Origin of the sequence: Microbacterium sp., assembly GCF_047607465.1 — a bacterium.
Classification (GTDB): Bacteria; Actinomycetota; Actinomycetes; order Actinomycetales; family Microbacteriaceae; genus Microbacterium.
Genome location: NZ_JASGCY010000013.1, coordinates 1 through 12,144, shown reverse-complemented (window position 1 = coordinate 12,144; position 12,144 = coordinate 1). Strand labels below are relative to the sequence as shown.

12 protein-coding genes and 1 pseudogene are annotated in these 12,144 nt (G+C 72.0%); 3 read left to right on the top strand and 10 right to left on the bottom strand.

The window, feature by feature from the left end:
* The 7 genes and pseudogenes from QM568_RS01495 to QM568_RS01465 all read right to left on the bottom strand — a co-directional run.
* A pseudogene (locus QM568_RS01495) lies at positions 1-249 on the bottom strand (2-amino-4-hydroxy-6-hydroxymethyldihydropteridine diphosphokinase); the annotation flags it as partial.
* A complete protein-coding gene (locus QM568_RS01490) occupies positions 249-1,613 on the bottom strand; it encodes a hypothetical protein (RefSeq protein WP_415135099.1) in 1,365 nt (454 codons plus the stop codon). The gene QM568_RS01490 and the pseudogene QM568_RS01495, both read right to left, overlap by 1 nt.
* Positions 1,614-1,686: 73 nt before the next feature.
* Complete coding sequence (locus QM568_RS01485) at positions 1,687-3,048, bottom strand: hypothetical protein (RefSeq protein ID WP_415135097.1); 1,362 nt, start codon at positions 3,046-3,048, stop codon at positions 1,687-1,689.
* Positions 3,035-4,393, bottom strand: coding sequence for a S8 family peptidase (locus QM568_RS01480; RefSeq protein WP_415135095.1), 1,359 nt, complete (start codon positions 4,391-4,393; stop codon positions 3,035-3,037). The genes QM568_RS01485 and QM568_RS01480 overlap by 14 nt, the downstream gene beginning before the upstream one ends.
* Positions 4,393-4,749: a hypothetical protein gene (locus QM568_RS01475; protein ID WP_415135093.1), complete on the bottom strand. Its 357-nt coding sequence runs from the start codon at positions 4,747-4,749 to the stop codon at positions 4,393-4,395. Before QM568_RS01475 ends, QM568_RS01480 begins: the two co-directional genes overlap by 1 nt.
* A gap of 141 nt (positions 4,750-4,890) precedes the next feature.
* A complete protein-coding gene (locus QM568_RS01470) occupies positions 4,891-5,172 on the bottom strand; it encodes a WXG100 family type VII secretion target (protein WP_415135091.1) in 282 nt (93 codons plus the stop codon).
* 42 nt (positions 5,173-5,214) lie between these two features.
* Positions 5,215-5,529, bottom strand: a complete 315-nt coding sequence (locus QM568_RS01465) for a WXG100 family type VII secretion target (RefSeq protein WP_415135089.1) — start codon at positions 5,527-5,529, stop codon at positions 5,215-5,217.
* 414 nt (positions 5,530-5,943) lie between these two features.
* On the opposite strand from QM568_RS01465, the gene eccD reads away from it, so the two are divergent.
* From eccD to QM568_RS01450, 3 genes are read left to right on the top strand one after another with little or no spacing between them, the layout of a single operon-like run.
* Positions 5,944-7,278 carry a type VII secretion integral membrane protein EccD gene (eccD, locus tag QM568_RS01460; protein ID WP_415135087.1) on the top strand — a complete coding sequence of 445 codons (1,335 nt, stop codon included), beginning with the start codon at positions 5,944-5,946 and terminating at the stop codon, positions 7,276-7,278.
* A 3-nt stretch (positions 7,279-7,281) separates the two neighbouring features.
* Positions 7,282-8,634: a type VII secretion protein EccB gene (gene eccB / locus QM568_RS01455; RefSeq protein ID WP_415135085.1), complete on the top strand. Its 1,353-nt coding sequence runs from the start codon at positions 7,282-7,284 to the stop codon at positions 8,632-8,634.
* On the top strand, positions 8,634-9,965 hold the full coding sequence (locus QM568_RS01450) for a S8 family serine peptidase (RefSeq protein ID WP_415135083.1): 1,332 nt from the start codon (positions 8,634-8,636) through the stop codon (positions 9,963-9,965). The genes eccB and QM568_RS01450 overlap by 1 nt, the downstream gene beginning before the upstream one ends.
* 13 nt (positions 9,966-9,978) lie before the next feature.
* Here QM568_RS01450 and QM568_RS01445 read toward each other — a convergent pair whose 3' ends face one another.
* From QM568_RS01445 to QM568_RS01435, 3 genes are all read right to left on the bottom strand, one after another.
* Positions 9,979-10,716, bottom strand: coding sequence for a hypothetical protein (locus tag QM568_RS01445; RefSeq protein ID WP_415135081.1), 738 nt, complete (start codon positions 10,714-10,716; stop codon positions 9,979-9,981).
* 1 nt (position 10,717) lies between these two features.
* Positions 10,718-11,539, bottom strand: a complete 822-nt coding sequence (locus QM568_RS01440; protein WP_415135079.1) for a PP2C family protein-serine/threonine phosphatase — start codon at positions 11,537-11,539, stop codon at positions 10,718-10,720.
* Positions 11,536-12,144: FHA domain-containing protein (locus QM568_RS01435; protein WP_415135077.1), on the bottom strand; the 609-nt coding region annotated here is incomplete at its 5' end. The genes QM568_RS01440 and QM568_RS01435, both read right to left, overlap by 4 nt.

Below are 12,144 nucleotides of genomic sequence, written 5' to 3'. Positions count from 1 at the left end.
GGGGCCCGCAGGCGCGCCGACGAACGCCGGGCCCAGCCCGTCGGCCGGGCGATGCACGCGCACGCGCGTCGGCGCTGCGGGCGCTGAGGCAGGCGGAAGCGGTGTGCCGTCGACGCCGGGAGGCGCGGCGATGAGCGCGGGCGGCAGCGGTGGGATCGGCGGGATCGGCGCAGACCGCACGGCGCCGGGGCTCACCGGCGGAATCCGGCCGCTGCCCGGCCCGAGGTGCGGCGCATCGTTCCCGCTCATCAGGCCATCATTCCACGCAGTAGGGACAGGACGTCGGCGTACAGCAGCGCCGCCGGAAGGGCGAGCGCCACTGCGAGCCACTCGAAGGCGTCGGCGATGCGCGACCACGCCAGCGACCGCACTCCGCGCGACACGGGGATCACCACCGCGAGCGCGACCACACCGAGCAGGAACAGCGCGACGGCGCTCAGCACCTGGCCGTCGCCGCCGACGCCGATCGCGGTGCGCAGCCCGGCCGTGAGGAACACCACGGCCGCAGCCGCCCTCGGCAGCCAGCGCAGGATCTTCGAGGTGGTGTGCCGCGGCGTCAGCAGCAGTGAGAGGCCAAGGCAGACGAGCAGCGCGATGCCGCCGGCGGTGACGAGCGGATCGCGCGGCCAGTCGCGGAGGAAGGCGAGGGGGGCGAGCACGGCGGCCACGGCGCTGAGCACCGCCGTGCCCGCGATGAGCCGCGCCGAGGAATCGTCGACGACGGCGACGATGCGCTCGGGGCGCAGCACGCCGACGGACTCGGGGATCGCTCCGCGCACCGTCCACCGGCTCGTCATGAAGTGCTTGTAGTCGATGAAGTACCCCTCGGGCAGGTTCACGAGGCTGCTCGGCAGCGCGCGCAGCGCCAGCGGGATCAGCCCGAGCGAGACCGCAGCGGCCTCCGCCTGGCCCCAGCGCAGCAGCAGGGCGATGCCCCAGACCGCCGCGAGCGACACGAGCAGCACCGTCGCGGTGCCGGCAGCGGCGCGGATGGGCCGCGAGCGGGCCACTACCGCGATGATCGCCGTCGTGATGCCCGCCGCGAGGAAACCGGATGCCGTCGAGAGGTGAGCGCTCGCCACGAGCGCCGCAGGGATCAGCAGGGCTCCGGCCGCGAACGCCATCAGCACCGGTGTGAGCACGCCGAGGATGCCGCGCACCCCCGCCCCGGACTCGCGCCGCGACCACACGATCGCACTGCACGCGGCGCCGACGACCAGGAGCAGCGCCGTGAGCAGACGCAGCAGCGGATCGCCCGCGCCGTGCGCGAAGACGGCGATCAGCAGCAGACCGCTGACCGCCAGCATCCACCACCTCGCCCCGTGGTCCATGCGCGTCGGCGTGGCGCCGGCATCCGTTCCCGCGGCGCGCTGCGCCGGTGCCGCCGCGCGGTCGACGAGCGCGTAGAGGCCGCCGTCGACGAGGTCTTCGCAGGCGGTGCCCTCCGGCACCTCGAGGCCGCCAGGGCCGATCACGGCGAGGCTGCCGGCCGTCGGCAGACCGCTCGCCGCGATGGCGTCGTCGAGCGTCTCATCCAGCGCCAGCGACACGTCGACGCGTCGGTCCTCGCCCTGGAGGACGATCCGTCGACGTTCTACCGTCTCGACTGCCACACCTGCACCTTATCGAGGGCCGGCGACCACGGCCGTCCGTCCTGTTCTCCGCTCATCCGGGCGCCCGCGCCGGTCACAGGTCGTGATCGTCGCGGGAGCCCGCCTGCGCACCCTTCGCGCGCGGTCCCCGTTCCTCGTCGTCCTCGAGCTTGGGCGCGATCGGACCGCCGAGGCCAGGGCGCTTCTCCTTCTCATCATCGTCGCCTCCGGCACCGCGCATCATGCCGACGCCGGGACGCCCGCCCGACGCCGCACCGCTACCGCCGACACCGCGGCCTCCCGCAGCACCGGCAGGGCTGCCGGTGCCCGCGACCGCGGTGTTGCCCAGAAGCCCGCCGCCGGCTTTGAGGCCCGCGCTGGATGCGGCGCCCATGCCGGCGCCGCCGAGGGTGCCCATGCTGCCGAAGCCTGCGATCTTCGAACTCGCAGCGATCGCCGCAGCACCCGCCCCGCCGCCGACGACGCCGGTGAGACCGGTACCGCCGGTGCCACCCGTGGTGCCGCCGGTGTAGCCGCCAGGCCCGGTGCCCGTACCCGTGCCGGTGCCGGGAGGATCGAGGACGGGGATCACGCCATCACCGGGGTAATCGACCGTCGGGTCCTCGTCACCGGGACCATTCGGCCCGGTCGGGTCCGTCAGGGTCCACGGATCGGTCGGCGGGTTCGTGGGAGGCCAGGGATCGGTGGGAGGATCGGTCGGTGGCCAGGTGTCCGTGGGGGGATCGACCGGCGGATTGGGCGGCGACCACGGGTCCATCGGGACCGACGGGTCCGTCGGGACCGTCGGTGTGGACGGGCCGGGGAACGTCGACCCGCCGCCCCCACCGCCCGGCAGGTTCGGGTCGATGCCGGTGATCGGCCCGACCGGGGTGATATCGACGTCGGCCGTGCGCTGCGTGGCGTCGGTGTCCCGGAACTTCACGTCCTTCAGCACTTCGATCGGTCGCCGGAGGTCCTTGGTCGCTGCGTCCATCTCCGCCGACACCCTGGCGACCGCAGCGCGCGCCGCCTCACGGCGCTGGCCGCCCAGGAAGTCGCCGATCGCGTCAAGCGCGGTATCGGCCGCGAGCGGCCCCAGCACCGGGTGCACCACCGTGGAGCCGATCCGCACCGCATTCTCCCAGAACGGGTCGACCTCACCCGAGGGGAGCTCGACGTCGGCCAGATCCTTGCGCAGAGTGTTCGCGCGCGCGATCACGTCGTCGACGATGCGGATCTGCTCGGCGATCAGGGTGAGCTTGGCTCGGACGTCGTCGATCTCTGCGGAGGCGAGCTCCGCGCTCTCACCGGTCCAGTACTCGGACAGGCGCATCGTGCCCAGGGCGCGCTCCAACGCCTCCAGAGAAACCGTCAGGTGCCGCGCACTCGGAATGCGCCAATCGAGCATGGTCTGAAGCCGGCGCAGCTCCGCCTCTGGGTTGTCATTGCCTGCCATCGTCGCCCCCCTGTGCGGTTGTATTCTGTGGTTCTGCGGGTGCTTTCCGCTGTGAAGATCGCGTGACGGCGACGATGATCACGGCCCCGGCGATCAGCAGCACGAGCGCGACACCCCCGCCGATGAGCCATGGCATCACCGCCGTTGCAACGTCGCCGATCGACGCGGGCACCGACGGATCCGACGCTGATGGCTCGGTCGTCGGCTCCGCCGTGCTCCCGAACAGCCGCTCTGCCGCCCTGTCGACCTCGGCCTGGGCCGGAATCTCTAACTCATCAGTGCTGTCGAAGAGAGGGTTCTCATCGGGATACTTCGTGGGATCCACGGCCAGCATCCCGGTCAACGACGCGGCACCGTAACCCGTGCTGTGGTTCCATTCGGGCTCGTGCTCGCCCTTCGTCCCGGTGTTGTGGATGAGGCTCTGGATGAGCTGGTCGCCGGTGGCGTCGGGGTACTTCTGCTTGACGACCGCCAGCATTCCGGCGACGATCGGCGTCGCGAGCGACGTGCCGGAATTCAGGCTCTGCGCATCCCACGAGTCGGCCGAGCCCGGCACGAGCACGTTCAGACCGGGTGCGGCGATCTCGACGTCCTCGCTCACGTTCGGTGTGCCGTATTCCCCGATCTGGATCTTGCGATCCTCGCCGAACGCCTGCACCGCCACGACGCCGTTCATCCCGGCCGGCCAGAACGAGATGCCGTCCTCGTTCGACATCGCGGCGACCACGACCACGTCCGAGGCGATTGCCTCGGCGATGCCGTCACTGACGTCGGCCGCGCCACCCCACGAGATCGAGATGATGTCGGCGCCCGCTGCCACAGCATCCGAGATGGCGATGTCGAGGGCGAAGCGGCCTTCTTTCTGGTCCAATTCATCGCCGCCCTCCTGCACGCACTCCGTGCCATCGGGGCCGATCACGCTGCCGTTGAAGTAGAGCACACGCGCGCCGGGCGCGACGCCCTTGATGGGCGCTCCGCCCGGCGGCGCCTCGCCGGTGCCGACGATCATCGAGACGACCTGCGTGCCATGACCCGCTGCCGCGAAGTCGGTCGACACGGCCGGATACGGATTGCCGGCGTCGTCGATGCAGTACGATGGCTCGCGGATCTCGATATCCGCACCTCGCAGCCCGATCACATCGGGATTGATCTGACTGTCGATCACCGCCACGGTGACTCCGCTGCCGTCGAATCCGGCGTCGTGGGCGGCCTGGATGTTGCCCCGCTCATACCACCACAGCCCCGACTCCGCAGTCTCCGCGAAAGCGGCGGGCGCGACGACGGCGCCAAGCACCAACGCCGCTGCGCCCACCACCGCCACGAGTGCGCGACGCGTGCCACGCATCAGAAATCGGCCTCATCGGAGCCGTCGTCCGTCGACTCGACCGTCTGCCCGACGGCGGAGTCGAGCATCGAGACGATCAGCTTGGCCTCATCGGCGAGCTGCTCGTCCTGTTCTGAGATCTGCAGCACGGCGGCGCGGATCGTGTCGTGCGTCGCGTTGAGCTTCTCGAGCGTCCTGGCGGTGACGTCCCCCAGAGTTTCCGCGGCCAATGCGAGGGTTTCGCGGAACTTCACAGTCACATCGGAGGAGCCGCCCTCGGAGACGGTGACCTCCTCGACGGTCGGCAGCTCTTGCAGCGCGCGCAGGATGCGCTTCAACTCGGCGATCGCTCTTTCGATATCGGTCGAGATGATCATCGACGTCCCTCCTCGTTCACCATCAATGCGCCCCCGAACAGCTGTGCTCCTCGACGCCTGCAGCGGCTTCCGGTCATACGCTCGGAAAGCACGGCAGACGGCGCGGGCCCGGCGCGTCGGCGCCGGACCCGCGCTGACGGATCACGCCTGGAAGCGGCCGGCCGCCGACTTGTCGGTGTGCACGTACTGCCCCGAGATCTCCTCGGTCTTGGCGGCGATCTGCTGCAGAAGCTGCTGCATCTCACCGAGCGAACGGTTCCACTTCGCCTGCGCCTGGTCGTAGGCCTGCTGCGCGGCACCATCCCATGCCGCACGGAGCTTGCCGACCTCGGACTCGAGACGATCGAGCTCGGAACGGATCCCCTGCGATCCACTGCGGATCTGAGCCGCCAGAGCGTTGACCTGCTCCGGGCGAACGGACATCGACTGCATCATGTTCTCCTTGTCGTCCTGTGATCTGAGCGCTCAGGCGCCCATCATCGAGCCGAGGCCCGCAATGGTCTGCTGGTGCGACTCCTCGGTCGCGGCCTGGTCGCGCTCGGTGCCGGCGAGAGCTTCTTCGAGCGTGACGAGCACCTCGTTCAGCTGGCGGGTCTGCTCGTCCCACCGGTTCATCAGCGTGGTGAAAGCACCGGCGGCAGCACCGGTCCAGTATCCGCGCAGCTGCTCGATCTCGCCGCGGACCTTCTTGGCCTGCTGGTCGATCCCGGACTTCGTCTCACGCACCGCCTGGGCTCCGCGACGCAGAGCACCTTCCTCAGCGGAGATGACATCAGCCATAACTCACTCCCTCCGGTCCATTCGGACTCAAGTGCGGGGAGCCCGTCCCGACGCTCGGGACGACAGCGATGGAACCCCCCACGATTCGTTTCGTCCTCCAGGGTAGATCACATCCCCCGATTGCGCCACGGCGTCGACACGGTCGGGATCCAGGGCTTTCCTGAAGTCGCCTTCTTCGCGGTCGCCCCGCGATGGCCGGTCATGGTCGGTTTGTCGGGAGCGGATGCCGGTGCGCCCGCGTGTCGGGCCGAATCCACCCGACATTCCGCAATCCACCCGACAAAGCGCCCGCCACCCGCCGGCATCCGCACGTCGGGACTACGCGTTGTCGGCGCGCTGAACTAGGGTAAAAGGCGGAATGCGCAGCCACTCGTTCTCCACCGTGGCCGCACTCCATGGAGGGGGCTTCGTTCCATGACTCAGAACAGCGCCGCGGCGGGAACCGTGTTGCGCCTCTCCGTCGTGAGCGACGACCGGCGCCTCGACGTGGGCGTGCCATCGCAGGTGCCACTCGTCGAGATCATCCCCGGCTTCGCCCGGAGCCTTGGCGTGCTGGATCCGACGCTCACGCACGGCGGCTATGCGCTGCAGCGCGCAGACGGCACCGCGCTCGATCCGGCCAAGGGCGCAGCGGCCCAGGGCGTGCACGACGGCGAGCTGCTCACGCTCGTCCGCGGCGGCCTCACCCACGAGCCGCGGGTATACGACGACGTGGTCGAAGCGGTGATCGACGCCACCGCGGAGCAGCACGGCGCCTGGACCCCCGCCGACAGCTCGCGCACGGCACTGTTCGTCAGCCTGACCTTCCTCGCGCTGTGCGCGCTGCTGCTGATCGCGACACCGCCGACCTCGCTGATCCCCGGGGTCGTCGCCGGCTCCGGAGCGATCGTGCTCAGCGTCGCCGCCGCCGTGCTCATGCGGCTGCACCAGCCCGAGGCCGGCCACGCGCTCGGGCTCACCGCCGCCGCATACGGCGGCCTCGCGGGATACCTCGTCGTGCCGACGCAGAGCATCTGGGGCTGGCCGCTGGCGGCCACGGGGCTCGGACTGGTCATCCTCGGCGGGCTCGGTCTCGCCGTCACGCAGGACAAGCCGGAGATCCACCTCGTGCCCATCGCCCTGGGAGCCGCGATCGGCATCACCGCGACGACGGCCGCGTTCATCGCCGACCCGCTGCCGCCGTACGCGATCATGCTCGCGACGACCGCGCTGCTCGCGAACGGCATCCCCTGGCTCGCACTGAGCTCCACCCGCATCCGCGTGATCTCCCCGCAGAGCGACGCCGACATCTTCACCGCGCCCGAGCCGATCGACGCCGATGAGGTCAAGCGCCGCGCCGCGGCCGGCACCCGCACGCTCATCGCCCTGCGCGCGGCTCTGGGCCTCGCCGCCCTCGTCGCGACGCCGCTCATCGCCGCCAGCGGCGTGTTCGGCGCGGTGCTCTGCGTGCTCGCGTTCGTCGGCATGATGTTCCAGTCCCGGCAGCTCCACGTGCGCCTCGGCGTGCTCGTGCTGATGGCCATCGGCGCGATCGGGCTCGCCGCGACCGGCATCACCGTCGCGCTCGCGCTACCAGAGGTGCGCACCTGGATGCTGCTGATCCTCGTCGTCGCCACGGTCGCACTCGTCGGCCTCACACTGCTCACCCCCCGCGCACGCCTGCGCCTGACCCGCCTCGGCGACACGGTCGAGGTCATGGCTCTCGCGCTGCTGCTGCCGCTGGGCGTCACGACGGCCGGACTCCTCTGACCGATGGCGACCAAGAAGGACCTGATCGAAGCCCAGGGCTTCAGTCGGCGGCGTCTGCTCTCCGCCTTCACCGGCGGCGCCCCCGGAGGCAAGGAGCTCGACCCGGCCAAGCCGCTGCGCGCCGTCGCCGCCGGTGTCGCCCTCACCGTCGGCGTCATCCTCGTCGGCCTCTTCTGGGGGATCATGCAGCCGGGGCTTCCCGGCGACTGGCAGAACAACCGTCTCATCGTCGCGACGGACACCGGTGCGAGGTACGTCTCGGTCGAGGGCACCCTGTATCCGGTGATCAACACGACCAGCGCCCGGCTGCTCATCCCGCCGGGCGAGTTCAAGGTGGTCCGCACCGACCAGGCGGCGCTCGACGGCATCCCGCTCGGCCCGTCGATCGGGATCCTCGGCGCCCCTGACGACCTGCCTGCCGCGGCATCGCTGCTGAACTCCTCATGGACGGCCTGCATCGACGACGCCGAGGGTGTCGCGGTCTCACTGTCGGCCTCGCCCATCGCGCGCGGGTCGAACGGCACCGGTGCCGTCGTGCGTCGCGGCGACGAGCTGTTCGTCGTGTCCGGAGGGCTCCGGCACGCCGTCCCTGCCGATGATGCGAACGCAGTGCTGCGCGCCGTGGGGCTCGGCACCAGCGACATCCTCGAGGTCGACGGACGCTGGCTCAACCTCTTCGCCGAGGGCGACGACCTCGAGCCGATCCGGCTCGACGGCATGGGCGAGAAGGTACCGGGCACGAGCCTCGTCACCGGCGACGTCGTGCACATGCAGAGCAGTCCAGCCGACGAGCGCTACGTCGCTCTCCCCTCGGGCGAACTCGCGCGCCTGAGCCCGCTCGCCCACCAGCTGTACCTCCTCGGCAGCGGACAGAACGCCGGCTCCGAGATCGAGGTGTCGCCCGCCGAGGTCGCCGACGTGCCCACGACAGCGAACATCGGCGGCGACGACTGGCCGACGCAGCCGTTGACACCGCTCGCCGACGCCGAGACCCCGTGCGCGGTGCTGACCGATGACGCGCGCACGGTGCTCGGCGTCACCACGACCGAGCTCCCCGATGACCGCTCGCGCGTCGAGGTCGCGGTCGGCGGCGGCGCCCTCATGCAGGTGGCCTCAGATGCCGACGACGCCGTGGGCCTCGCCGTGCTGATCGACGAGTCGGGCACGGCCTTCGCGATTCCGGCCGCCGACGTCGATGCCCCAGCCGAAGAGGTCGCCGGCGGAGTGATCGCCCAGCTCGGCTACACGCCCGCCGACGTCGGCCGCGTCTCGGACGCGTGGATCGAGTTCTTCGCCGCCGGCCCCGCGCTCACGGCCGAGGCGGCGCGCGAGTCGCCCGGCACCGGGTCCGAGTGATGCGCGGCCGCGTCGCAGCCCTCGCCGCGCTCGTCCTGTGCGGCGCGGCGGTCGCCGCCCCGGCATCCGCTCTGGCCGCGCCCACCACCGCGTACGCGCCGATGGCCACCGGACAGGGGTGCGAGCCGGGCAACGTCGTGTTCTCGCCCGAGGCGCCGCGCGCCCTCGCGATGCTCGGCGCCGAGCAGGTGAACGCGCGCGCGACCGGGGCGGGGGTCGTCGTCGCCGTCGTCGACTCCGGCATCGACGCAGGCAACCCGCACCTCGACGGCGTCGTGATCGGCGGCGTCGACCTCGTCGGCGACGGCGAGGGAGACGGCGGCATGGCCGACACCACCGGACACGGCACGGCCATCGCCGGTCAGATCGCCGCCCAGCCGGTGCCCGGATCGGGCGTGATCGGCCTCGCCCCCGACGCCCGCCTGCTGTCGGTGCGGGTGTTCCGCAGCGATTCCCCGCAGGACGTCGAGAAGGGTTTCGGCCCGACCGCGGAGCGCCTCGCCGACGGCATCCACTGGGCAGCCGACAACGGCGCCGACATCATCAACGTGTCGATGTCGCAGGCCTCGGACGCACCCGTGCTGAGAGCCGCCGTGGAGCACGCGGCGGCGGTGGGGGCTCTCGTCGTCGCCAGCGGCGGCAACCGGGCCTCGGATGCCGACGCCGATGACAGTGAGCGCTACCCGGCCGGGTACGCGCAGGCTCTGGGAGTCAGCGCCGCCGGCGCCGACGGCCGCGCCACCGATGACTCGATCCACGGGCCGCAGGTCGACGTCACCGCACCGGGCAGCGATGTGCTCACCGCTGCCGTCGGCGGCGGCGACTGCCTATACGCCGCGAACACCCCCGCCTCGAGCTTCGCCACCGGATACGTCAGCGCCGCCGCGGCACTGGTCGCCCAGGCGCATCCGGAGGATCCGCCTGCCGCCTGGGCGTACCGGCTCATGGCGACGGCGCTGCGCGACGACGCCGACCGCCGCGACGATGTGAACGGGTGGGGGTTCATCCAGCCCTACGCCGCGATCGAGCTCCTTCCCGATGCGACGACACGGGGCCCGGTGAGCCCGTACTTCGACACGGCGGACAGCCCCGTGCGCCCACCCACGGCAGAGGTCGACCCCGACCACGGCGCCTCGCCGTTCCTGCTGACCCGTGAGGCGGCGCTGTTCACCGCCATCGGCGGTGCATGTCTGCTGGGCGTGCTGGGCATCCTCATCGTGCTGCGCCGCAGCAGAGATGCTCCGGCGCCCGATCCCGGCGACACCGGCCGCAGCGGCGGGCTGCTCACCGAGGCGGAAGACGACGAGGAGAGCCTGTTCGAGCAGCGGTGACGCTCACACGAGGTCACACCGGGCTGCCGAAGACGAGGAAGGCCACGACGACGAGACCAGCGACCGACACCGCACAGGCCGCGACGAACGCCGCGAGGGCGAGGCGGCTCCAGCGGCGACCCTGCTTGATCACCGATGGCCGGTCCGCGTCGGCGACGCGCGTGGGCGCGGCGGCTCCTTCGACGACCGGCGGCGCCGCGGGGGCCAGCGGCGCCGGGCGCGGCTTGTACAGCGAGGGCGCAGGCAGCGCGGATGCCGGTGAGGTGGGCACGTTCGGGATCGATGCCGCCTCCTCCCCGCTCGGTGCCGCGGCGGGGGCGGGTGTGCGCGCTTCGGGTCCGCTCTCCGTGCGCGGCGGACGGGAGAGCGCGACGGTGGCATCGTCGAGGACGCCGGACGGAGCAGAACCCGGCCGGTCGACGACGACGGTGGCCTCGTCGGCCGGGGGCTCGGCGGCGGGGGGCTCGGCGGCCGGGGGCTGATCGGCCAGGCGCTCATCGGCCGGAGAATCGTCGGCCGGGGGCTCATCGGCCGGGGGCTCATCGAGCGGAGCCTCGTCGGCCGCGGGCTGATCGGCCAGGCGCTCATCGAGCGGGCGCTCATCGAGCGGAGCCTCGTCGACCTGGGGCTCGTCGGCCGGGACCTCAGCGCGCGGGGCCTCGGGGCGCTCCTCGACCGACGCGCGCTCCTCGGCGGCGACCCGTCGGCGCTCGCGCCGGGTGCGGGGGATGCTCGATTCCTGATCGCTCATGTCAGCCTCTCGCCCGCACCGGCACCGTTGTGCCTTCGAGCATCGGGTCGACGGGAGCGGCGGCGCGCCCTGGAGCGACCGCGTGCACCGGCGCCGACGCGGCGGCTCCGGAGAGCACGTCGACGACGATGACCGAGACGTTGTCGCGTCCTCCGGCCTGCAGGGCGCGGCGGATGAGAGCGTCGGCGGCGCTCTCCGGACGCCCCGACATCGTCAGCGTCGCCCGGATCGCCTCGTCGCTGACCTCGCCGCAGAGCCCGTCGGAGCACAGCAGCAGCCGCTCACCATCGACCACCGGCAGCAACCAGCTGTCCGCGGTGCTGTCGGCGCCGCCGATCGCGCGCGTGATGACGTTGCGCTGCGGGAACGTGGCGAGGTCGCCAGGGAGGAGCTCACCGGCATCCACCAGCTCCTGCCCGAGCGAGTGGTCGATCGTCACCTGCGCGAGCTCGCTGCCACGATGACGGTAGACGCGCGAATCGCCGACGTTGAAGACGAGCCAGTGCGGTGCGCCCTCGTGCTCGACGAGCGCCGCCCCCGCGACCGTGCTGCCGGCGCCCCGCATGTGCGCGGCCGCGATGCCCTCGACAACGGATGCGGCGCGGGCGAGCGCGTCGCGGATGTCGACGAGCGCCACCTCGGTGCCGACGAGCGGCTCGAACGCCGCCACGACCGCGGCACTCGCCCGATCGCCCGCCTCGTGCCCGCCCATGCCGTCGGCCACGATGAAGATCGGCGATGCCGCGAGCACGGAGTCCTCGTTCACGGCGCGCACGAGGCCGGTGTCGGTGCGCGCCGCGACGCTCAGGGTCACCGAGGTCATGAGTCGCGTTCGGCGATGACGTGCATGCCGACTTCTCCGAGGATGAACCGCCCGGTGCCGACGACGCTCTCCCCGGCGTCGAGCAGGACCTCGGATCCGTCGTCGGCGACCACGACGACGCCGTTGGTGGCGTGCAGGTCGGTGAGACGCCACTCGTCGTCGGTCACGACGAGCCGCGCGTGCGTCTTCGAGAGGGTGCGCGTCTCATCGGAGATCGCCAGACGCTGCTCGCCCGGTTCGCCCACCGGGTTGCGGCCGATCACGACGCTCGCACCGGAGAGCGGGAACCGGCGGCCGTCGTCGAGGACCAGCACCCGGCGGATGCCGCGCTTGCGCGCAACGACCACCGTCGCATCGAGGTCGCCGTCGGTCGGACGCGGCGTCACGACGGTTTTGTCGACCTCGTCGACGGGGCCGTCCGGCAGCGGCGCCGCTGCGACTGCGGGCACCGTGACGGGCGCGGGCACCTGCGGTGGGGGCGGGATGATCGGCGCCCGTCGCGGCGACGCATCGACGTCGCGGAACGACGGCGGGGCGGGACGCACCGCCGGGGCGGGGGCAGCCGGGGCCCGGGATGACGGGGCGGGAGCCGGGGCCGCGGGAGC